The sequence below is a fragment of the Caldicellulosiruptor morganii genome (assembly GCF_026810225.1).
Lineage (GTDB): Bacteria > Bacillota > Thermoanaerobacteria > Caldicellulosiruptorales > Caldicellulosiruptoraceae > Caldicellulosiruptor > Caldicellulosiruptor morganii.
Genome location: NZ_CP113865.1, coordinates 448249 through 469540, shown reverse-complemented (window position 1 = coordinate 469540; position 21292 = coordinate 448249). Strand labels below are relative to the sequence as shown.

21 protein-coding genes and 1 other RNA gene are annotated in these 21292 nt (G+C 39.1%); all 22 read right to left on the bottom strand.

Going from position 1 to position 21292, the window contains the following annotated elements:
- Window positions 1-11: 11 nt before the first annotated feature.
- On the bottom strand, window positions 12-1679 hold the full coding sequence (locus OTK00_RS02235; protein ID WP_241765558.1) for a nucleoside kinase: 1668 nt from the start codon (window positions 1677-1679) through the stop codon (window positions 12-14).
- Window positions 1676-3430 carry a GGDEF domain-containing protein gene (locus OTK00_RS02230; RefSeq protein WP_082054666.1) on the bottom strand — a complete coding sequence of 585 codons (1755 nt, stop codon included), beginning with the start codon at window positions 3428-3430 and terminating at the stop codon, window positions 1676-1678. Before OTK00_RS02230 ends, OTK00_RS02235 begins: the two co-directional genes overlap by 4 nt.
- 156 nt (window positions 3431-3586) lie before the next feature.
- The gene (locus OTK00_RS02225) at window positions 3587-3727 is read right to left on the bottom strand and encodes a hypothetical protein (RefSeq protein ID WP_157841042.1); all 141 of its coding nucleotides are present in this window, start codon (window positions 3725-3727) and stop codon (window positions 3587-3589) included.
- A gap of 128 nt (window positions 3728-3855) precedes the next feature.
- Window positions 3856-4127: signal recognition particle sRNA large type (ffs, locus tag OTK00_RS02220), an RNA gene on the bottom strand.
- 86 nt (window positions 4128-4213) lie between these two features.
- Window positions 4214-4501 carry a hypothetical protein gene (locus OTK00_RS02215; RefSeq protein WP_045170414.1) on the bottom strand — a complete coding sequence of 96 codons (288 nt, stop codon included), beginning with the start codon at window positions 4499-4501 and terminating at the stop codon, window positions 4214-4216.
- A 266-nt stretch (window positions 4502-4767) separates the two neighbouring features.
- Window positions 4768-5463, bottom strand: a complete 696-nt coding sequence (locus OTK00_RS02210) for a GntR family transcriptional regulator (RefSeq protein WP_045170415.1) — start codon at window positions 5461-5463, stop codon at window positions 4768-4770.
- 31 nt (window positions 5464-5494) lie between these two features.
- Window positions 5495-6502: an isocitrate/isopropylmalate dehydrogenase family protein gene (locus OTK00_RS02205; protein ID WP_045170416.1), complete on the bottom strand. Its 1008-nt coding sequence runs from the start codon at window positions 6500-6502 to the stop codon at window positions 5495-5497.
- A gap of 73 nt (window positions 6503-6575) precedes the next feature.
- A complete protein-coding gene (locus tag OTK00_RS02200; RefSeq protein ID WP_045170417.1) occupies window positions 6576-8507 on the bottom strand; it encodes an aconitate hydratase in 1932 nt (643 codons plus the stop codon).
- Between the two features lie 135 nt (window positions 8508-8642).
- Window positions 8643-9815: an ABC transporter substrate-binding protein gene (locus tag OTK00_RS02195; protein WP_045170418.1), complete on the bottom strand. Its 1173-nt coding sequence runs from the start codon at window positions 9813-9815 to the stop codon at window positions 8643-8645.
- 174 nt (window positions 9816-9989) lie between these two features.
- Entirely contained in the window at window positions 9990-11015 is a 1026-nt protein-coding gene (locus OTK00_RS02190; RefSeq protein ID WP_268760821.1) for a type II TA system antitoxin MqsA family protein, read from the bottom strand.
- Complete coding sequence (locus OTK00_RS02185; protein ID WP_082054667.1) at window positions 11012-11407, bottom strand: type II toxin-antitoxin system MqsR family toxin; 396 nt, start codon at window positions 11405-11407, stop codon at window positions 11012-11014. The genes OTK00_RS02190 and OTK00_RS02185 overlap by 4 nt, the downstream gene beginning before the upstream one ends.
- A gap of 76 nt (window positions 11408-11483) precedes the next feature.
- Complete coding sequence (locus tag OTK00_RS02180; RefSeq protein WP_045170542.1) at window positions 11484-12479, bottom strand: beta/alpha barrel domain-containing protein; 996 nt, start codon at window positions 12477-12479, stop codon at window positions 11484-11486.
- A gap of 37 nt (window positions 12480-12516) precedes the next feature.
- Window positions 12517-13281, bottom strand: a complete 765-nt coding sequence (locus OTK00_RS02175) for a molybdate ABC transporter permease subunit (protein WP_045170419.1) — start codon at window positions 13279-13281, stop codon at window positions 12517-12519.
- Window positions 13282-13328: 47 nt separating this feature from the next.
- Window positions 13329-14135: a molybdate ABC transporter substrate-binding protein gene (gene modA, locus OTK00_RS02170; RefSeq protein ID WP_045170420.1), complete on the bottom strand. Its 807-nt coding sequence runs from the start codon at window positions 14133-14135 to the stop codon at window positions 13329-13331.
- A gap of 42 nt (window positions 14136-14177) precedes the next feature.
- The gene (locus tag OTK00_RS02165) at window positions 14178-14510 is read right to left on the bottom strand and encodes a NifB/NifX family molybdenum-iron cluster-binding protein (RefSeq protein ID WP_045170421.1); all 333 of its coding nucleotides are present in this window, start codon (window positions 14508-14510) and stop codon (window positions 14178-14180) included.
- Between the two features lie 25 nt (window positions 14511-14535).
- Window positions 14536-15339 carry a radical SAM protein gene (locus OTK00_RS02160; protein ID WP_045170423.1) on the bottom strand — a complete coding sequence of 268 codons (804 nt, stop codon included), beginning with the start codon at window positions 15337-15339 and terminating at the stop codon, window positions 14536-14538.
- Window position 15340: 1 nt separating this feature from the next.
- Complete coding sequence (locus tag OTK00_RS02155; RefSeq protein ID WP_045170424.1) at window positions 15341-16630, bottom strand: nitrogenase component 1; 1290 nt, start codon at window positions 16628-16630, stop codon at window positions 15341-15343.
- A 36-nt stretch (window positions 16631-16666) separates the two neighbouring features.
- A complete protein-coding gene (locus tag OTK00_RS02150) occupies window positions 16667-18046 on the bottom strand; it encodes a nitrogenase component 1 (protein ID WP_045170425.1) in 1380 nt (459 codons plus the stop codon).
- The gene (locus OTK00_RS02145; protein WP_045170426.1) at window positions 18019-19413 is read right to left on the bottom strand and encodes a nitrogenase component I subunit alpha; all 1395 of its coding nucleotides are present in this window, start codon (window positions 19411-19413) and stop codon (window positions 18019-18021) included. Before OTK00_RS02145 ends, OTK00_RS02150 begins: the two co-directional genes overlap by 28 nt.
- A gap of 32 nt (window positions 19414-19445) precedes the next feature.
- A complete protein-coding gene (locus OTK00_RS02140) occupies window positions 19446-19820 on the bottom strand; it encodes a P-II family nitrogen regulator (RefSeq protein ID WP_045170427.1) in 375 nt (124 codons plus the stop codon).
- A 37-nt stretch (window positions 19821-19857) separates the two neighbouring features.
- Window positions 19858-20175 (bottom strand): P-II family nitrogen regulator, encoded by a 318-nt coding sequence (locus OTK00_RS02135; RefSeq protein WP_011917963.1) that lies wholly within the window; start codon window positions 20173-20175, stop codon window positions 19858-19860.
- A gap of 46 nt (window positions 20176-20221) precedes the next feature.
- Complete coding sequence (nifH, locus tag OTK00_RS02130) at window positions 20222-21043, bottom strand: nitrogenase iron protein (protein ID WP_045170428.1); 822 nt, start codon at window positions 21041-21043, stop codon at window positions 20222-20224.
- Between the last annotated feature and the right edge of the window lie 249 nt (window positions 21044-21292).

Below are 21292 nucleotides of genomic sequence, written 5' to 3'. Positions count from 1 at the left end.
CCATTTTTTTATCAAAAGTCATAAAAACATGAACCGCCAATAAACTCTCTTATTATTGACTGTGGTGGAATCTCTCTCTCATCTTCCACAGAGAGTATAAAGCTCAGAAAATGCAAAAGCCTTTGCGCTTCGGAATACTCTTCTTCGTCTTTTGTAATTGTTTTTAAAAGCGGCACAGCATACTTTTTCAAAACTGCAAGCTCGTAAATGAGTGCAGAGTTAAACATGGCATCGGCCATCTCCTGGTATGGAAATATATTTTTCTCCTCTCCGTTTCGCACAGATGGCCACATAGAAATTGTCCTTTTTGCTGTAGCACCTCTTGTTCGCGCATCCCTTACAATTCTTCGAAGTATTCTGTAGTCAGTTGTCTGGATTCGGTTGTGTTTGTCAAGGTTGAGGTGTGTAAGTGCACTTACATATATCCTGAATTTGTTTTTGTCATCAATCATAGGCGTAAGCCTGCTGTTTAACCCGTGAATTCCTTCAATTATAATTATATCATTTTCCTCAAGTCTTACTTTTCTCTGAAAAGTTCGCCTGCGGTTTATAAAATCAAATTTTGGCAGAACAACCTCTTTGCCAGAAATCAGGTCTTTCAGCTGCGCATTGAAAAGTTCTATATCAATTGCTTCAATTGATTCATAGTCAGGCTTGCCATTTTCGTCAAGCGGAACCTTGTCTTCATAAAAATAATCATCAAGTCCAATGTAAACCGGATTTTTGCCATTTACCTTGAGCTGTATTGCAAGCCTGTGTGCAAAGGTTGTCTTGCCCGAAGATGATGGACCGGAAATAAGAACAACTTTTATATCAGGATTTTTTGAAATTTCATCGGCAATGTATGCAATCTTCTTTTCATGAAGAGCTTCTGAAACCCTTATGAATTCTCTAATCTGCCCGCTTGAAATTACCTCATTTAGTTCACCAACATCTGTAACTTTAAGTATTCTGCCCCAGTTTTTGTATTCGTGATATACAGCAAACAATTTTTTATTCTCCACAAACTTCTGAAGCTCATAAGGATTGGATTTGTCAGGATAAAGCAAAACCATACCATCCTGGTACCGAATCAAATCAAAGATTTTCAAATATCCTGTTGATGGAACCATGTGTCCGTAAAAGTAATCAACAAAATCACCACAGTAGTAAATGTAAACATGGCTGTTCTCAGAAAATTTTATTGTCCTTGCCTTGTCCAAATACCCTATGCTTTCAAAAAGTCTTACTGCTTCCTCTTTTGTAACCTTTTCTCTTCTGAAAGGAATGTCAGCTTCAATTATCTGGTGCATTTTTTGCTTTATCAAAAGTATATCCTCATCACTCAATTTCCTGTTTTCCACCTCACAGTACAAACCTTTTGAAAGTGAATGCTGGACATTTACAGCCTCTTTAAAAAGGGTTCTTGTTGCCACAATCAGCACAAAAATGAGACTTCTTCTGTAAATTCTCATTCCGTCTTCCTGTGTCATATCAATAAACTGTACTTTGCAGTCTCTTGAAATAACATATTTCAGCTCCTTTATCTCATTGTCAACCTTTGCAGCAACAATGGGTGTTCTGAAATTCTTCTGAAATTCTCTGGCATAATCAATAAGCGCAGTACCAGCCGGGACATCCCGGTACTCATTTGTATCAGCAAAAAATACCCTGGCAGTTCCTTTTGCTTCCTGCATCATTTGATCTCTCCCCTGTTCTTCAATTTTTCCTCATACATTCGCATATCCGCAATCTTCAAAAGCTCATCAAGACTGTTTGTATCATCAGGATACACTGCAATACCACAGCTAACCCTTATTGGCTTTGGCAGCTGTTTTTCTGATTCTTCTTCAATCAGCTTTTTTATACTTTTAATTCTATCCTCTATGGCTTCCTGAGTGCAGTTTTTGAATATCACAGCAAATTCATCCCCGCCAAGCCTTGCAGGGATATCGATCTTTCTTATATTATCCCGTATAATCCTGGCAATAAGTCTTATAGCCCTGTCACCAATAGCATGACCGTAAAAATCATTGAGAAACTTCAAATTATCCATGTCAAAAAAGGCTAAACAAAATTTACCCTTATACCTGTCACACGAAATTGACTCCAGAATCAGCTCTTTAATAAAATACCGCCTGTTGTAAAGCCCAGTAAGTTCATCCTCCAAAGAAAGATTTTTAATCTTTTCAATCCTCTGTATCTGATGCAAAAGCGCCTGAGAAAAGTTTCTGAAAATCAAAAGTCCATCCGCAAGCTCTGAATTTAAGTTGAAGTTTTCTTTCCTTGTATAACATATCAAAAAACCGGCAATCTTCTTTTGCGAAAAAACAGGTACAAGCACTGCTTTTTTGTTATTGTCAAGTTTATTTATATAAAATTCATTGCTAAATTGAATCACCTTTTTCAATCCCTGAATATCCAAAACCTGAATATCTGGCTTGCTTTTAAAATATTCTTCATCTATTTTTAATTCAATCTGGTCTTTAAAATTATCAAAGTTCCTTTCAAAATTCTCTCCTTTAGTAGAGATTAATTCAAAGTAATCATCTTCTCTGTGATAGTAAAAGCATATTCTTTCAAATTGACCCGAGTATATATCATAAACAAAATCAACAAGCAAATCAAAACTTTTCTGTACATCAAGTTTCTCTTTCAAAACCTCATTGCTAAACATTGATAGCTTTTGTAAAAAGTTGTACCTTTTTAGAATTACATTCAAAAAAACTGCTATGAACAAATAAAGCAGAGCAAGATTCTGAATTGTATCAGCTATTAAAACTCCTTTTCTTTTAAGAAGGACAATGAACATCTCTCCGGCTAAAAAGCTCAGAACAAAAGCTTTCAGCTGCCATGCACTTTTTTGTCTGTACTTTTTAATAAACAGAAAACTGCAAATCCCAAGTCCAAAGACAATCAGAAATTCAAACACCAAGTATAAATAAGTTGGTGTCGATTGAGATAGCAAAAAAAGCTTTTTGCCATACGCTCTTGTCAGCACAAATCCTGCAATTCCTGCTGCGGCTGCAGCAACATTTGAAAGTATTGAATATTTTGAAAAAAATTCTTTTACTCTGCTTTCCAGTATTGCAGAAAAAAGAATGGAGTAAACAATCAAAATCTTTAAGTAAAATCCTAAAAATACCATTGATTGGATATAGTGCAAATCATATATCATTTGCTCTTCTACGTTTAAAACATAAACAAATTTCAAAATTGTAAGAGCAGCAAATATTTTACTGAAGTTGTGCAGCAGCACTTCACCAAGTTCTTTTTGCAGTATTATTGATAAAATAAATATTCCACACAGGGCAACAAACCCAACAATCTCAACAGATTTGTAAATATAAAACTCAAAAATCCCAGAATCATTTGCAAAGCTCTGTGCAAAAGCCAGGTTTGGATATGAAAAAATTAAAAGCGATAAAACCCAAATTATACCTTTCTTCATTTCTAACATCCTCAATTAAAAACCCGGAGAATAAAAAGTAGTGATTTTATTATACTTTTTTTGATAAAATTTTAAAAGGGGTTGTCAAACAAGAAATATCAAGTACTTAGCTCTGGAAAAAAGTTTTATCTTTTTCTCTCTTTGTATTCTTTTCTGTCATTCAAAGGAAAATTCTTTAAGTTCCATCAGATGTGTCAGCATCAAAATACTTGAAAGAAGATGAGCTTCGCCAATATAAGGTTTAAGAACTGTTGTAATCTGGGAGGTCAAAAGCTGCTGGCCTTCTAAAATTATCATTTGTAACTTATCCTCCCTATGTAAACTTTTGTTACACTTTTCTGTATTATATTCAATAAAAATGTATGTATTAATAAAATTATTATTTTTCAGACTAATCTTCCTGAAAAGCAGAAAATAATAAATGGCTGTGCGACCAGCTTCGATATAACCCTCCTGGTGAAATAGTAAGCCCGGCAGGCTCCTGTCATGCACCCCTGCGGCACACGCGAAAAAGCTGCTTACCGTTGCTTCCTTCCGGACCTGGCGGGGTTCACAGCCCTCGCGTTGCGCAGGACACAACCATCCTCGCCCCGGCTCACCCTCAATGCCAACAGGGTTATACCTCATGCTGGCTATTCGACCCCGCTGTAGCGGATTGCGGGTTACAGGGCACCGCTACCTCCCCGTCATAGCACAGCCAAATCTCTATTTTGGTTTCTTTAGAAAAGCATTTACACAGTAAAATTATACTCCCAAACAATATCAAAATCAACCGTAAAAAATTTACTGACCATTTGCCTGGGTCAGCCAGACATGTGCAAGCTCAAGCGCCTTGTACAGGTTCTCTGCCTCACCTTTTTTTACAACTCTCTCTTTTACAGTAAGCTTCGGATTGTTTATTTGAAGCTCAACAGAAAGCGGTGATGATATCTTGTGGCCTTTATACTCTTCTGCGCCCAAAACCACAAGCACTGCAATAAATTTATCATTTGGCCGACCATAATGAATCAGGTTATTTCTTATCTTGTATACTTCTCTGCCTCTATATTTAAAAACCTCAGGTAGATACACAGCAATATCATCTCCTAAATCAAGTTTTTTCTCAAAACTCCCATAGTGGATATGATACTAAACTTCAAGGTTCATTTCAAGCACTTAAACAAAATTCTTCTTCCACCTTGCCAGACTCTCACGTATTTCATATGTTACATCCCTGTTCAGCAGCTCTGGAAGAATTACAAAAATTCTATCATTTTTTGCTCTGTTTATATCTGCTTAAAAAAGGTTTTTTACATAAATAACCATATCACGATAAACAAAAAGCAGGGAAATTGAGCTTATTTCCCTGCCAAATACCTCTCTTGCTGTTTTTTTTGTTCAATCAGGTTCTTTGCAGCGTTTTTTACGTGAAGTTTCATATATTCTTCAGCTTTATCAGGATCCCTGTTCACAATTGCTTCATATATAAGCCTGTGCTCCTGCATTGCCTCTTCAAGCCTGCCGGGTGTTTCAAACGATGTTGCCCTTGCTTTAATAATATAGCTGTGAAATGTTGATAAAACATGCTCCAAGGGTTTGCTCTTTGATGCTTTGTAAATTAGCTGATGAAACATCGAGTCTGTCTTCATAACTTTTGGAATATCCTTTCTTCTTGTATAAAGCTCCATAAGGGTTATTATTTCCGTCAGCTCATCCTCTTCGTCCTTTGTAATTTTCTGGGCTGCCCAGCGTGCAGCCAGCCCATCCAATAGCATCCTTATTGTGTATATATCTTCTATATCCTGAGCAGTAACACCTGCAACAAATGCACCCTTGTGAGGGATAGAATACACAAGCCCTTCCAGCTCAAGCTGTCTCAAAGCCTCTCTTATAGGTGTTCGTGAAACACCAAGCTCCTCTGCCAGCTTTACCTCAACAAGGGGATCACCCGGCTTTAAAATACCCATCAAAATCCTTTCTTTGATGACTTCAAATATCTTTTCATAGAGCGGAGAATAATTTCTTTCCTTTTCATCCGAATGATTGTAAACCATTCAAAATCACCTTCATAAACCATTTTAGTCTTTACAGGCTTTCCATTGCACGAATAACAGCATCAGCAAACTCTTTTGTACCAGTTGAACCACCGAGGTCATATGTAACCTCTTTGCCTTCTTTTATAACCTTTGCAACCGCCTTTTCTACCCTGTCCGCCGCCTCAAGCTCACCAAGATACCTCAGCATCATAACACCTGAGAGAATTGTTGCGGTTGGGTTTGCCATGTTTTGCCCTGCTCTTTTTGGTGCTGAACCGTGGATTGGCTCAAACACAGCACCATCCTCACCAATGTTAGCACCCGGTGCTATTCCAAGACCCCCCACAAGACCTGCCGCCAAGTCTGAAAGAATATCACCATACATGTTTGGCATAACCAGAACATCATAATTCTCAGGGCTTTGAACAAGCTTCATGCTCATTGCATCAACAATCATATCTTCAAATTCTATGTCAGGATAGTCCTGAGCCACCTTTCTTGCACACTCCAAAAATAATCCATCTGTTAGTTTTTGAATATTTGCCTTGTGTACAGCTGTAACCTTTCTTCTCTTTTCTCTTCTTGCAAGCTCAAATGCATACCTTACAATGCGCTCGCTTGCTTTTCTTGTTATAATTTTAACACCAACTGCTGCATCATCGCCTGCCATGTACTCAATGCCTGCATAAAGGTCTTCTGTGTTCTCTCTGACAATTATCAAATCCACATTTGTATACCTTGAAGGAACACCTTCGTAGGATTTCACCGGTCTTACGTTAGCATATAAATTGAGTGCCTGTCTTAGTGCAACATTTACACTTCTAAAACCAGTCCCAACAGGTGTTGTGATTGGTCCTTTTAACGCAACTCTGTTCTTTTTTACACTCTCAAGAACATGGTCTGGAAGCGGAGTGCCATACTGCTCCATAACCTTTTCGCCTGCTTCAACAACTTCCCACTCAATCTTCACACCCGATGCATCCAGAACCCTTCTTGCAGCTTCTGTAACCTCTGGACCTATCCCATCACCGGGTATAAGAGTGATTGTATAGCTCATTTGAAATCCCCCTCAATAAAATTATTTTTAACAGAATACAGAGGGGATTTCTTCTCCCCTCTGTGCTATGTTTTTAGTTTTTTCCCTGTGCCTTTGTCAGGTTCAAAAGCCCGCCGTGCAAAATCATCTTTCTCTGTCTTTCTGTGAGATTTAAAACCATCCTGTATTTTAAGCCTTTTGTTACATTTTCTATTATTAAAACATCATTCTTCTCAATCTGTTCCCTTGCATTTTCAATCTTCAGCTCATCCATCTCTTCAATTGTATCATAATCGTCTGGATTTTCAAACACCATTGGTATAATTCCATTGTTAATTAAATTTGCCATATGAATTCGCGCAAAGCTCTTTGCCAGAACCCCTTTTACTCCAAGATAAAGCGGAACAAGCGCTGCATGCTCTCTTGACGAACCCTGACCGTAGTTTATACCACCCACAATAAAGCCGCCACCATTCTCGCGTGCTTTTTTGGGAAAATCCGGGTCACATGGTGTCAGGCAATAATCAGATAGATACGGTATGTTTGACCTGTAAGGCAAAAGCTTTGCATTCGACGGCATTATATGGTCGGTTGTGATATTGTCGCCAAGCTTTACCAGCACCTTCCCAACCACTACCTCCGGCAGTGGTTTTCCCTGCGGGAATGGCTTTATATTTGGTCCTCTTATTACCTCAACCTCATCCGGTTTTTCAGCAGGTGGCACTATCAGGTTATCATTTATCAAAAAGCTCTTTGGCATCTCAACCTGTGGCTCATCGCCTAAGGTTCTTGGGTCTGTTATATAGCCTGTTATTGCTGATGCTGCAGCAGTCTCAGGGGATACAAGATAAACCTTTGCAGAAGGTGTCCCGCTTCGACCTTCAAAGTTTCTGTTGAATGTCCTGAGTGAAATACCGTTTGTTCTTGGTGCCTGACCCATACCTATACATGGACCACATGCACATTCTAAAATTCTTGCGCCGGCTGAAACTAAAGATGCAAGAGCCCCATTTTGTGCAAGCATGTTCAAAACCTGTTTTGAACCCGGCGATATAACAAGTGATACATGCTCAGCCACTGTCTTTCCTTCTAAAATCTTTGCAACCTTCATAAGGTCTTTGAAGGATGAATTTGTGCAGCTTCCAATTGCTACCTGGTCAACCCTGATGTTTTTGAGCTCGGCCACAGGCACAACATTGTCGGGGCTGTGCGGGCATGCCGCAAGCGGCACCAGGCTTGACAGGTCTATTTCAATCTCCTCATCATATACAGCATCAGGGTCAGGTAAAATCTCAACAAAGTCAGCTTCTCTGCCCTGTGCTTTCAAAAATTCATATGTCACCTGGTCAGATGGAAATATCGAAGTTGTTGCACCAAGCTCTGCACCCATATTTGTAATTGTTGCCCTCTCCGGAACAGATAGCGTCTTTACACCTTCACCTGTGTATTCGAAAATCTTACCAACGCCACCTTTTACAGTGAGTCTTCTCAAAAGTTCCAGGATAACATCTTTTGCAGAAACCCAGGGCTGAAGTCTTCCTTTCAGGTTCACTTTTACAATCTTTGGCATAGTCAAATAATACTCGCCACCACCCATTGCAACCGCAACATCCAAGCCGCCTGCACCAATTGCAAGCATTCCTATTCCACCTGCTGTTGGTGTGTGGCTGTCTGAGCCAAGAAGTGTTTGACCCGGCACTGCAAACCTTTCTAAATGAACCTGATGGCAGATTCCATTTCCGGGTTTTGAGAAGTAAATGCCGTGTTTTTTTGCAACTGTCTGTATGTATAAATGGTCATCCGCATTTTCCGGTCCTGTTTGAAGTGTGTTGTGATCAATATAGGCAACAGAAAGTTTTGTCTTTACTCTGTCAATCCCCATTGCTTCAAACTGAAGATAAGCCATTGTACCTGTTGAATCCTGAGTCAGGGTTTGGTCAATCCTGATTGCTATTTCTTTGCCCGGTATCAAATCACCTTTGACAAGGTGCTGCTTTATAATCTTTTGCGCAACGCTCAAACCCATCTACTTCAAAACCTCCTGCCAGCTTTATTTTGTTTTCGATACCCTCTATATTATATCATTAAAGTATACCTGTATACAAGAGCGTGAATCCAAAAATCCCCTTCCCGGCTCTATGCCAGAAAGGGGACATAATCTTTAAGGATTTAGCTTCTGTTTGAATCTCTGAACACCATTTTTAATCTCGATTATTACCGCAGACTTTTTTGCATTATGCTTTGCATCTATTGAGATAATTCCAGTAATTCCCACAAAATTCCTGGTGCTTTCAAGAGCTTTGCGAAGTTTTTCTCTGTCGGTTGTAGAGTTTGCTCTTTTTATTGCATCTGCTATAAAGTAACCCAAATCATAACCCAGTGCTGAAAGTGCATTTGGTTCAATCTTATACTTTTGCTGATATCTTTTTCTAAAATCCTGAACTTTCTTATCTGTGTCCTGGGAAGAATAATGTGTTGAGAAAAAGATATTTGTTGCATATTTGCTCCCTGCTTTCTCCACAACCTTTGGGTCGTCAAACCCGTCTGCCCCCAGAATTGGCATCCACATTCCAAGCTCCCTTGCCTGTTTTATTATAAGCCCTGCATCATCATAATAGACCGGAACAAACAAAGCCTGTGGATTTTTATCACGAATCTTTGTCAGGATTCCATTAAAATCCTTTTCACCTGATGTAAAAGCTTCCTGTGCAACTACTTTGCCGCCATTTTTTGTAAATGTCTCTTTGAAATTCTTGTATAGTCCCTTGCTGTAATCTGATGATGCATCATAGATAATTGCTGCTGTTTTTATCTTTAACGTTTTCAGTGCAAAGTTAGCCATTACACTTCCTTGGAATGAGTCATTGAAGCAGATTCTGAACACATACGGTTTTGTCCTGCCCGTCCTCTCATCAACCGTTACCAGATCATCTGTAGCAGTTGGAGATATAATAGGAATTTTGTATCTTGTTGCAGCAACCGAAGCTGATTTTGTTGCGCCCGATGTCACAGAGCCCAATATTGCCAGCACATTTTCTTTTGTTGCAAGCCTTGTTGCAATATTCAGTGCCTCTGTTTTGTCAGATTTGTTATCAAATATAACAAGCTCTATTTTCTTTCCCAGAACTCCACCTTTTTGATTGATCTCTTCAACTGCCATCTTTAGCCCTTCCAAAGTCCTCTGTCCGTACTGCGCAACAACACCAGAAAGTTCAATGTCAACCCCAAGCCTTATGGTCTTTGAGCCCGAAGCAAAAGCAAGAGAAAAAAGGCTCAGGACAAAGCAAAAAATAACCAGAATAGCCAGGGCATTTTTGAAAATAAGCTTTTTCATAGAAAACCATCCTCCCATCCTAAAAATTTATTCACACACTACTAAAGAAGGGCAAAGGAAAACCCCTCCAAAAGGCCACCTTTGCCCTTTTGCGCATATTCAAACTGCGCGTTTGAAAATATTTTAATTTAACAAGACAAGCTCTGTCAATATATATTTTAGACAGGGATTATGCTATTTCTGCACTACCTGGCTGTCTAAATTCACTGACTTTGCGTACTCATATGAGATTAGTTCACGCAACGGGGTTTGCTTCCATCCAACTTCCTGGTGAGACAGCTCTGAAATAGCACTGCATGTTTTGTCTTTCAATGTATCAATGACCATATTAATTGTCTGCAATTCTTCTGGGGTAAATACTGATAGGTCGTAGTTGCCTTTGCTCTTAATCTTTGTTTGGATTGCCCCATCAGGAGTCTCATATTCTTCAACAGTGTATTTATCACTTGGGTATGCTGCTATTTCTTTGTATGCAAAATTTTCAATCACTGGCCCATAAGCATATTTGATGTATCTTAAGCCAGTTATTGAACGTAAACAACGTTTAAAGTGCATAAAATCAATATACCACAAAAACTTATTAAGACTGCTCAAATATAGATTTTCAACTTTTTCAGCAATGTAACTTATCAAGTTCTCCAGCTTTTCAAAGTCAAACCTTCTGAAGCCATTGTAGATATCTTCTGGGTGTTCAAGTGCTGCAGAGATGATTCTTTTCTTCAATTCAGCAACAGAGTCTTTGATTTTCTCCCTTGTTTTTTGATATGTTCTTTCAGTTATTCTCCTTGATTTAAACGCTTCTTCCACCTTTTCTTTGAAAAACTCTTCAGATGTTAAAATCAGCTTCAGAACATCACTGTGTGATTTAGAAGGCAAAGCTCCTCTTTCATACCTGTTTATTGTCATCTTGCCCCAACCAAGTATCTGCCCCAGCTCCCTTTGAGAAAGTCCATATTTTTCTCTTACCTTCTGGATTTCTTCAGGGGTAATCAAACCTGCCAACTCTCTATAACGTTGATAGAGCCTTTTTAGATTTTCGTTTTCGATGTCTGGCACAAACAACTCAGTATTGCACTCACTGCAATGTGGAACATATTCTTCAACATTGACTTGTACACCTTTATATTCTTTAATTAGATTTTTTACAACTTTAATTTCAACATGCTTTTTGCACTGTGGACAATATGCCCTATTCATCATTCTTTTTCACCCCCTTCTTGAGGTTCATCCTCATGAAAAGAAATGCACACCACTTCTTCTGGTGGATTGTACCTTAGTTTTATGTATATACAAACATCCAAGTATCTGCTGTTTTTGAAAATCCAAATGTCACCTTCTTTATTATCAAGATGGTCTTGTTCTGGTCCTTGGACGTAATCTCCTGGCTGAAGGTCTAACAGTATGTCCTTGACATCGTCTATTAGCAAACCCCATTCTTTTAAGAATTTTATGTTTTTCTCTCTTTTAACAAAACCCCATTTTCCTGCTACTATTAGTTTTTTAATTTCGAGTAGATAACTTTTGATAATCTCTTCTTTTAGCTTTTCAATCTCAATCGCCTTCTTTCGGGCAACTCTAAAAACACTTTGCATTTTCATTATATCACATAAATTTTATTATTGCCACTATTTGATGGCAATATTCCATTTTAGACAAGAAAAATGAAGCTTACTTCATAACCTCAAACCTCGAAGTAAACTCCAAAAGTTCATTTAAAACCCCAAAATTTAGGTTTGGTGGATTTTCATCTTTTATCTGGACAAGGTCCAAGATTGCAATCTCCAAAGCTGCAATGCCAGTTCTCTCACCCACTCCTCTGATAGTGCAGTTTACCATTGAAGCACCGTATAACCACGCACAGACTGCATTGCTCTGAGCTTTGTAAAAATCGTTGTGACCATGCCACTCAAGCCTCTCTGGTGGTATATTGGTGCTTTTTGAAATTGTATGAATCAGTTTAGGAACGCTTCGTGGTAAGCTTGCATATTCATATGGCACACCAAAGCCCAAAGTGTCACACAGTTTAAAGTACACCTTTTTGTCACACTTTTTTGCTATCTCTTCAATTGCCAAAATGAGTGGAATGACAAAATTTTCAATATCTGATCTTGTGATGTCTTCAAGATGAACCCGTGGAGTGATGCCAAGTGAAAAGGCTTCTTGTATCATATTGATGTACTGGGCTGCAATTTCTGACCGTGTTTTTTGAAACTTTTTGTAGATGTGATAGTCTGAGCACGACATTAAAATCCCAATTTCATCAAGCCCAAACTCTTTTGCAAGTTTTAGTTCCTCTTTTTTACTTCTTACCCATCCAACTACCTTTGGAAATTCGAAGCTTTTTTTCAAACACTCTTGAACACACTGTTTGTGATAGTTTGTATAAAGGAAAAATTCTGAGTACTTTATAGTTCCAGTACCATTGTCAATGTAGTGAAGATATTCGAAAATCTTTGCTACATTTTCCTTTCCTATATATGAAATAGCCTGTTGACCCTCTCTAAATGTGCTATCTGTTACATATAGTTTTGACGGAATATTTACGGGAACTGAAACTCCATCAAAAATCACCTTTGGAATACTCTCATAAGGAAATATTTCTTTAAAGTAGTTTGGAGCGCCTTTTTCAAAATCTTGAAAAATCTTTTTTACTGCACCTACCATTTTTCTCACACCTTGAATAGTTTTATAGTCAAGATTTTCAATAGTCCACATTGTTCAAAAGTTTCTTAGTTAGGTAAAGAATTAAATATGAAATTATTATCATCACAAAACTCACAGAATAAGTTTCCTCCTGATTTTGCACATATAATTTATACAAGTAAAGTGAGATTGTTTGAGTTTTTCCAAAGACATTCCCTGCAAAGACAACTGTTGCACCAAACTCACCAAGCGCCCTTGAAAATGTACCAAGTATGCCAATCACAAGCCCTTTTCTGGCAACTGGCAAGTACACATGCCACATAATTCCAAGCTCGTCAAGCCCTAAGATAAAGCCTTCTTCTTTTAGCTGTTTGTCTATGGCCAAAAACGAAGAGTATGCAACCTTCAAATAGTATCCAATACTGACAAAAAGCTGAGCAAGTATGACTGCAAAGGTGGTAAAAGGTATCTGAAGAGAAGCTCTGTCAAGTATTCTCCCTATAAACCCAACTTTGCCGTACAAAAGAAGCAAAAGTACTCCCATCAAGATTGGTGGCAGGACGTTTGGAAGGTCTATTATCAGCTCAAGAAGGTGGATTCTTCTTTTGATGCTGGCAAGAAGGTATGCAAAAGGTGTGCCTATTAAAAATGCCAAAATACAGCAGATACTCGCGGTAAAAAAAGAAAGTCCAAATGCTGTGACGGTCTCCTTTTTTGTTATCATATTAAAAAGTTTTGAGTATGGTACAACAAAAAGTAAATTTAAAAAAGGCAAAAACAAAAAAATTAAAAACGGAATCGAAAGAATAAATACCTTTTTCATAATAAGCTCACACGCTTTCTTTAGAAAAACTTACCTGCTCCTCTTTGCTATTCATACCCTGCTGACTTTAAAATAGCTTTGACTTTCTTTGAACTTAAAAACTCTATAAACTCCTTTGCAAGCTTATTTTTCTCAGATGTTTTGAGCACTCCAACATAATGATAAACCTGAACATTGTACTTATCAGGAATAGGAACAATACCCAGTTTTGAATTTTTGGCATCTGTGAGATAAACAACACCTGCGTCAGCCTGCATAGCCTTGACTTTTTGTATAACATCCGTAATCTGAAACTCTTGTGAGATGACATTTTGTGAAATCTTTTTGTACAGAGTAGGACTTTCGTTTTTTACTTTGCTTAGAAATTTCTGCGTCCACATACCAATTGGTGAAACAGGATCTGCTATGCAAAGTTTTATACCTTTTTTAGATATATCCTCAAAGCTTTTCACCTTTTTTGATGAGCTGACAATAGCAAGAGTAGTTTTAGCAAATGTCAAGTAACTATTTATATACCTCTTTTCTTTTATTTCATCAATGTATCTTTTGTCTGCAGAAAAGAATATATCACAAGAAGCACCGCTTTTGAGCTGCGTCACAAGTACATGAGTGCCTGCAACATTCATTTCAATCTTGCAATTTTTCTCTTTTTCAAACTGGTCAGCTATTTTTTCTACAACCGTTTCTAAAGTATTTGGAACAAAAAGAACAAGCTTATTATTTTTGGAGTTTTGTGCTTTGGTAGTCTTTGAGAAGGCAAATTGAGAATAGGTACAAAATAAAACTGCCACAAGTACAGCTACTACAAAAATTGAAATTAAAACTGATTTTACCCACTTTGACCTATTTGTCATTCTTTTCTCTCCTTTTTCTTTCTTAAATAAATCCCCACTTTTTTAAGTCATAAAAAGATCCAAAACCTCTTTGATAGCATCTTTCACAAGCCCATGCCTTTCTAAAACAATCTTGTCAGAAAGCTTTTCCAGGGCACAAAGTCCAATTTTGTTTGCTATTATCACATCACAGTCTTTTAGCATCTCAACTCTCTTTTCCATCCTCTGTTCATTGCTACAAGTTTCATTCGTATCGTCTTCAAACTCTCTAACACAGATTAGATCGCAGCTGCCATCGTCAAACAAATCAACAATCAAAAAGTTATCACTATTACCAAAGTGTCTGTTCACAAGCTTTCCATCACTGGTGGCAATTGCAACCCTTTTTCTTTTCATCTTTTATCCCACCACCAAAATTTTTTCATATCATAAGCATACCAATCGCATCAGACCTACACTGGTTACAATGGCTAATCTGGCTGATGATACTCTCACACCTTTTTCTGATTCTATTTACGGTATCGCAAGACGGCCTTTTTAGATGCGAAAACTTGGCATACGGCCGCAATGGCATGATGTTCATAATCTTAGCACCAAGTGCTTTTACTGTCTTTGCAATCTCTTCTATATGGTCCTGGTTGATGTCAGGAATCAAGACAGTGTTTACCTTTACAACAAGTCCTGCTTTGCACGCCTTTTCTATGCCCTTTTGCTGTTTTTCAACCAAAAGTTTTGCTGCATCCTCGCCAAAGTACAAAACCCCATCGTACAGGGCAAACTCATAAATCTCTTTTGCCACCTCAAAGTTTACTGCGTTGACAGTCACGGTTACAAACCTCACATTGCTTTTCAAAAGATCTTCAATTCTGTCTTCGAGCAAAAGCCCGTTTGTGCTGATACAAAATATAGCGTCTTTATCATAGCTTTTTATGAGCTCAAAGGTTTTAAAAGTCTGGTGGTTAAAAAGTGGGTCGCCAGGCCCTGAGATTCCAACAATCTTTAGCCTGCTGTCAAATGATGCATACATTTTGTATCTTTCTAACGCCTGCTCGGGTGTCAAAACCTCAAGGCAGGCACCGGGGTGGTTTTCGTTCATGCATGAGATGTTTCTATCACAATAGTTACATTTTATATTACACGCTTTTGCAACAGGAAGATGTATTCTCCCAATCTTGCTTGCTGCATCTTTTCCAAAGCATGGATGACCATAGTTTCTATTTTCCATCTCAAATCAGCCTCCAAACAGGTGCAAAGACTTCTTTGTATATGTCAACAAGCAAATGCAAAAAACCTTCAAAACAGGCATACGGCTTTGTCTCTTGAGGCAGAACCAAAAACGGCACGCCAAACTTATGTGAAAGGTACCACTCTCTTGTTCCACCAATGAAAAGGTCGGGCGAAAACCTTAATATTATCTCTTCAACCTCTGCACAGTTAAAATCGTCCACCAAGATGCTGTCAGGAAGCACGCAGCGTGCAGTTTGGTAGTCGTTTGAACATCCAAACTGGCTTCCGCACACCAAGATAGAAAGCCCTGCTTCTTTGAAAGCATTTGTCATAAAACCTATGCGCGACCCTCCTAAAAGCACAAGTGCTTTTTTGCTTTGCAATTTGCTTTTGAAAAACTGTATCTTGTGTTTTATCTTTGAAAACTCTTCTTCTGCAATAATTTCAGTAGCCTTTTCTTTTCCGAAAAATTTTGCTATCTTTTTAATTGAGGCTATGGTGTTTTCAATACCATAGAAAGAGACCTCCATATACGGTATTGAAAATCTCTCTTTCATAAACTGTGCAAGCAAAAGTCCAGAGCTTTTACAAAGCAAAAGATTTAGCTTTGCATTTACGCTTTTTTCCATCAGAGAAAGACTACAATCGCCTGTGTAGGTGCAAATTACATTTATCCCCATTTTTTCTAAAAGCCTTTTTATAACTTGGCTCTCTCCTGCTACATTGTACTCGCCAATGATATTAACAGAATTTTCAATTTCACCTGTCTTTTTGAAATTTTTGAGTATATAGTTTGCAATTGATCTTTGTGCGATGTGATGCCCATCTGCTTGTGAATACCCCGAAAACCCAGGAACAACAACTGGGATTAGAATTTTGTTAACCCTGTCTTTCACCCTTTTAATTGACCATTCAATGTCCTCGCCAATTTGCGAAGCTGTGCATGTTGCGTAAACAAATATAAGGTCGTAGCTATCAAAGATTTTGTCTGCCTCAACTATGCTCTCTTCTAATTTCCTTGATGCACCAAATATGATGTCCTTTTCTATAAGGTCTGTTGAGAGGATCATGTAGTTTTTCCTCCTGACATTCTGACCGTAAAATGCACAGTCAGCCGGTGCATGAACAAGATGAAGAGAATTTTTAATTGGGGCAAGTACCCAGCGCGCACCGTAATAGGTACATGCGCGCTGGGACATAATCCCTGGGATTGTAGGTCTTTGACACTCAGGAATTCCATCTTTGGTTATATGCTGTGCTCTTTGCTGCAAAAGATTTTGAACATTCATAAATCTCACCGCTTTCATATACAAAAATCAAAAACTTTACTGATGTAGCTTATCATGCGGATACGAATAATCTAAGATGGTATTGACAATCAAATCCAAAAGCCATATACTGCCTCTGTACCCTGTAATTCCGTACCTAAAATACCCTACTCTGTCGTATACAGGAAAACCTATTCTGACAAGTGGACATTTTATTGATTTGGTAACTTCAACACCTTTTGAATTTCCAAGCACAACATCAACCCCTGCCTCTTTCGCCAAGTACTCAAACTCGTAAAGGTCGCTGTCAACAAGAATCTCACCTTCTATGTTGTACTCATCAAATATAGTTTTTATCTCATCTGTGAATGTTGGGCTTGGGGTTGCAGTCTCAACCACCTTGACATCCATTCCAAGCTCACACAAAAATCTTGTGACACCAATCACAATGTCAGGGTCGCCAAACACAGCTGCCTTCTTCATCATTGTGTACTGGCATGTATCTGCCATGGCATCTAATAAAAGTCCTCTTTCAACTTTTAGTTCATAGGGTATTTCAACCCCATATACTTGTGAGAGATTTTCAATGAACCTGTCAGTATTAGCAACACCAACAGGGAACGGGCCTAAGATGCTCTTTACACCAAATTCGCTTTCTAAATACTTGGCAGCGGAGCCTCCGGCATGTGGACAAAGGGAGATTACTACCTTGCCGTTTGCACTGTCTTCAAGCTCTGAATAAGGTGTACCACCTTCAGGGTAGAGAGGCTTGGGCGGCATAAGAGGCGAGTTTAGAGTCTTTGAGATATCAAATAGAACTGAATACTCAATCTTCATCAGGTTCAATATGTGTTTTATCTCCTCAATGTCGCCGGGGTTTATCATGCCAGGGATTATATATGCTTTGCCATTTTCCTCTTTTTTCTTTGCAAAGTACCTTACATATGAGATGGTTGCTGTGTCATACCCTTTTACATGTGTTCCTGCATAGCTTGGTGTGTGAATGGGCACAATATATACACCCTTTGCCGCCTCGCTATTTAGCTCCTCAGAAAGCTTTTTGTACGCCTCTTTGATAAACGCTTCAATGTCATCGCCTATTGTCTCGCTCGAACATGTGGTAATTACACCAATTACTGTTGGTGAGTATCTCAAAACAAGGTTTCTGATACCTTCTATGAGGTTGCAGCGCCCGCCAAAGACCGCCGCATCCTCATGGAATGATGTCACTGCAATGTTAACCGGCTCTTTAAAATGTCTGTTGAACTGGTATCGCACATAAGTGCAGCAGCCTTGTGAACCCTGGACAAGCGGAACTGCTTTGTCTATACCAAGGGTTGCGTACATTGCACCAATTGGCTGGCACATCTTTGGCGGGTTAATTGTCACATGCCTGTTTGCCTTTGAGATTAAAGGGTTAGCCAGTTTGGTTGCCATTTTGCACTCCACCTCTCTCCTACAAAATTCCAAACAGGTGCGTATAATGATTTGTAAAGGTCTCTTGCAAAGTTTACAAGTCCTTCAAAAGCTACATATGGCCCATTCTCGTACGAATGTGAATTGAGGGACGGCACACCCAGCTTGTGCGCAAGGTATTTCTCTTTAAGACCAGTGAGGAATATATCAGGTTTGTATTTTTGGATTACCTCTTCAAGCTCAAGCTCGTTGGGATTGTCTATGACAAGCACACCATCGTCTGCCCTTGCGTTTATCTTTTCATAGTCATCCTCATGCCCAAATGTGGTAGCACAAGCCACAACTTCAATTCCCAAATCGCGCATAAGCGGTATCCAGTGCCAGACTCGTGGTGCTCCAACATAGATCATTGCGCGTTTTCCTCGTAGCTTTTCTCTGAAAAACTCAAGCCTTGGCATGATTGACTCGAGCTCTTCTTCAATGACCTCTTCAACCCTCTTTTGTATCCCGAAAAATTCGCCAATTTCACGAAGTGAGTTGATTGTCTCTGTTATCCCGAAAAGTGTGACACGAATAAACGGTGTTCCATACTTTTCCTTCATCAGCCTTGCTATATATGTTGCTGACCTTTGACAATGTACAATGTTGAGTTTTGCATGGTGCATCTTGCAAAGATTGTCATATGAAGCATTGCCGGTAAATGCTGTGATAATTCTAAGTCCTATTTTAGTAAATAGCTTCTCAAGCACCCAGTAATCTCCATCTATATTGTACTCACCAATAATGTTCACATCATAAGGTGTTGGGTCTTCAAGTTCTTTTGTCCCAATAATCTTTTCAAATATTGTGTGGTTTGCTATGTGATGTCCTTTGGATTGGCTAACACCACAAAATCCTGGTGAGTTGAAGGCAATAACCGGCTTTCCAATTGCTTTTGAAGCTTTTTTAGCAACTGCTTCCAAGTCATCGCCAATCAGGGCAGTAGGGCATGTTGCGTAGATGAACACTGCTTTTGCCTCAGGAAATTCCTGGTTTGCTTCGATTATGGCGTTGTAAAGCTTCTTTTCCCCTCCAAAGACAATGTCCTTTTCCTGCATATCTGTTGAAAAGCAGTATTTTCTGTGAAACTCACTGTCAGAAAGATGTCTTCGAGATGACCATGTATAGTAAGCACAGCCAACTGGACCATGGACTATCTGAATTACATCTTTAACAGGTCCTCCAACAACACCTCTTGCCCCTGCAAATGCACACCCGCGCTCTGTCATATCACCTGGCACTGTCCTGACGTTGCATACAGGTATCACAGGATTTTTCTTATCAGTGATATATGTGTGTTTTCCCCTTTCTTCAATGCACTTATCACAATCAAGAGTCACAAATGGCATTTTTATTCAGCCCCCTTTTTTTTGACAATTTTTCATACCAAAGCCTCAAAGCCTTTTTCCCTTGTCCTGATTCTGATGGTATCTTCAACAGGTAGGACAAATATCTTTCCATCTCCTACCTGACCTGTGCGGTTTACCGCCATAATGATGTTGACAACTCTTTCTACATCCTTGTCATCAACAATGATTGTAATCATGCGTTTTGGAACAAATTCCATGGCAGTTGATGAAAGCACCATCTCGGTTGCCTTGTCAACCTCAATAGCTTTTACCTCGCCAACAAGCCCACGCTGTTTGCCACGCCCCAACACTTTTTGGAATGTGGCAGCAGGGTATCCTGCTGCCGCAAGCACATCCTTTGTCACGCCAACCTTGTTCATTCTGATAATTGCAATTATCTCTTTCATTTTGAAAAATTCACCACCTTATGTTTTGTAAATGAATTTAAAGCTTCTTCTCACCTGTTCTGATTGTATACGCCTCTTCAACAGGGCTTATGAAAATCTTACCATCTCCGAAGTTTCCTGTGTATGCATTTTGTAGGATGATATCCACAACTTTTTGGCAATCCTCATCTTCAACAACCATCATCAGCATTGTCTTGGGAAGCTCATCATAGAGGATACTTCCTGTTCTGATTCCCTTTTGTTTGCCTCGGCCAAACACATCAATCTTTGTCATAGAAACAAAGCCATTTGAGTCAAGTGCACGAACAACTTTTTCTTGCATCTCCGGTCTTATTATTGCCCTTATCATCTTCATAACTCAAAATACCTCCTTAAACTTGTCTGCTTTTCTTTAATATCGGTTAGTCTGCCAGCCCATACTCTTCAATCAGCTTTTCAAGCTCATCCATAGGCATGGGTTTTGGAATTACAAACATGTCGTTTTCTATGATCCTCTTTGCAAGATCTAAGTACTCTTTTGCCTGATTGCTCTCAGGGTCGTACTCAATCACAGTTTTTCTGTTAATCTCTGCTTTCTGGACAATGTTGTCGCGAGGGATAAACTTTATAAGCTGTGTGCCAAGCTTTTTACAAAATGCCTCTAAAAGTTCTTTTTCGTTTTCCACCCTTCTTGAGTTGCATATAATTCCGCCAAGTCGAACGCCACTTGCCTCCGCAAACTTGAGGATTCCTCGGCAGATGTTGTTTGCGGCATAAAGAGCCATCATCTCGCCAGAGGCTACAATGTAAATCTCGTTCGCCTTCCCTTCTCTGATTGGCATTGCAAACCCACCACACACAACATCACCAAGAACATCATAGAACACAAAGTCAAGATCGTCAGTAAAAGCTCCAAGCTCCTCTAAAAGGTTGATTGCTGTGATAACACCACGTCCAGCACATCCAACACCAGGCTCTGGCCCACCAGACTCAACACACCTAACTCCGCCAAAGCCTGTGAACATTACCTTGTCAAGCTTGACATTGCTCTCTCCTACCTCTCTAACTGTGTCCATCACAGTCACCTGTGATTTGACTCCCAAAATTAGGCGCGTTGAGTCAGCTTTTGGGTCACATCCGACAATCATCACCTTTTTGCCAAGCGTTGCTAAAGCTGCAACTGTGTTTTGAGTTGTTGTAGACTTTCCAATACCACCTTTTCCATAGATTGCAATCTGTCTCATTCTTTTTTTGACCTCCTTTTCACCAAGATAGTTTTTTATTGAATTGTCAATTTTGGTATGGTAAACTTTAAATTGAGGGGGCAAAGGGGATATAACTTTGCGTACCAGGGGGAGATTTATTTGTACAAATTCACCAGCTTGTGTGGAGGGTGAAGGAAGTACTTTTTGCTCTCCCCCTGTATTTTATCTTTAATCGAAATATAAGGTAAAATCTATAAAAAGGGCAACAGCAGACAACCAAACATTTTA

Excerpts from the sequence above, each read along its gene's own strand:
- OTK00_RS02235 (WP_241765558.1), bottom strand. The coding sequence starts at position 1,679 with ATGATGCAGGAAGCAAAAGGAACTGCCAGGGTATTTTTTGCTGATACA.
- OTK00_RS02230 (WP_082054666.1), bottom strand. The coding sequence starts at position 3,430 with ATGAAGAAAGGTATAATTTGGGTTTTATCGCTTTTAATTTTTTCATAT.
- OTK00_RS02225 (WP_157841042.1), bottom strand. The coding sequence starts at position 3,727 with ATGATAATTTTAGAAGGCCAGCAGCTTTTGACCTCCCAGATTACAACA.
- OTK00_RS02210 (WP_045170415.1), bottom strand. The coding sequence starts at position 5,463 with ATGGTTTACAATCATTCGGATGAAAAGGAAAGAAATTATTCTCCGCTC.
- OTK00_RS02205 (WP_045170416.1), bottom strand. The coding sequence starts at position 6,502 with ATGAGCTATACAATCACTCTTATACCCGGTGATGGGATAGGTCCAGAG.
- OTK00_RS02200 (WP_045170417.1), bottom strand. The coding sequence starts at position 8,507 with ATGGGTTTGAGCGTTGCGCAAAAGATTATAAAGCAGCACCTTGTCAAA.
- OTK00_RS02195 (WP_045170418.1), bottom strand. The coding sequence starts at position 9,815 with ATGAAAAAGCTTATTTTCAAAAATGCCCTGGCTATTCTGGTTATTTTT.
- OTK00_RS02190 (WP_268760821.1), bottom strand. The coding sequence starts at position 11,015 with ATGATGAATAGGGCATATTGTCCACAGTGCAAAAAGCATGTTGAAATT.
- OTK00_RS02185 (WP_082054667.1), bottom strand. The coding sequence starts at position 11,407 with ATGCAAAGTGTTTTTAGAGTTGCCCGAAAGAAGGCGATTGAGATTGAA.
- OTK00_RS02180 (WP_045170542.1), bottom strand. The coding sequence starts at position 12,479 with ATGGTAGGTGCAGTAAAAAAGATTTTTCAAGATTTTGAAAAAGGCGCT.
- OTK00_RS02175 (WP_045170419.1), bottom strand. The coding sequence starts at position 13,281 with ATGAAAAAGGTATTTATTCTTTCGATTCCGTTTTTAATTTTTTTGTTT.
- modA (WP_045170420.1), bottom strand. The coding sequence starts at position 14,135 with ATGACAAATAGGTCAAAGTGGGTAAAATCAGTTTTAATTTCAATTTTT.
- OTK00_RS02165 (WP_045170421.1), bottom strand. The coding sequence starts at position 14,510 with ATGAAAAGAAAAAGGGTTGCAATTGCCACCAGTGATGGAAAGCTTGTG.
- OTK00_RS02160 (WP_045170423.1), bottom strand. The coding sequence starts at position 15,339 with ATGGAAAATAGAAACTATGGTCATCCATGCTTTGGAAAAGATGCAGCA.
- OTK00_RS02155 (WP_045170424.1), bottom strand. The coding sequence starts at position 16,630 with ATGAATGTTCAAAATCTTTTGCAGCAAAGAGCACAGCATATAACCAAA.
- OTK00_RS02150 (WP_045170425.1), bottom strand. The coding sequence starts at position 18,046 with ATGGCAACCAAACTGGCTAACCCTTTAATCTCAAAGGCAAACAGGCAT.
- OTK00_RS02145 (WP_045170426.1), bottom strand. The coding sequence starts at position 19,413 with ATGCCATTTGTGACTCTTGATTGTGATAAGTGCATTGAAGAAAGGGGA.
- OTK00_RS02140 (WP_045170427.1), bottom strand. The coding sequence starts at position 19,820 with ATGAAAGAGATAATTGCAATTATCAGAATGAACAAGGTTGGCGTGACA.
- OTK00_RS02135 (WP_011917963.1), bottom strand. The coding sequence starts at position 20,175 with ATGAAGATGATAAGGGCAATAATAAGACCGGAGATGCAAGAAAAAGTT.
- nifH (WP_045170428.1), bottom strand. The coding sequence starts at position 21,043 with ATGAGACAGATTGCAATCTATGGAAAAGGTGGTATTGGAAAGTCTACA.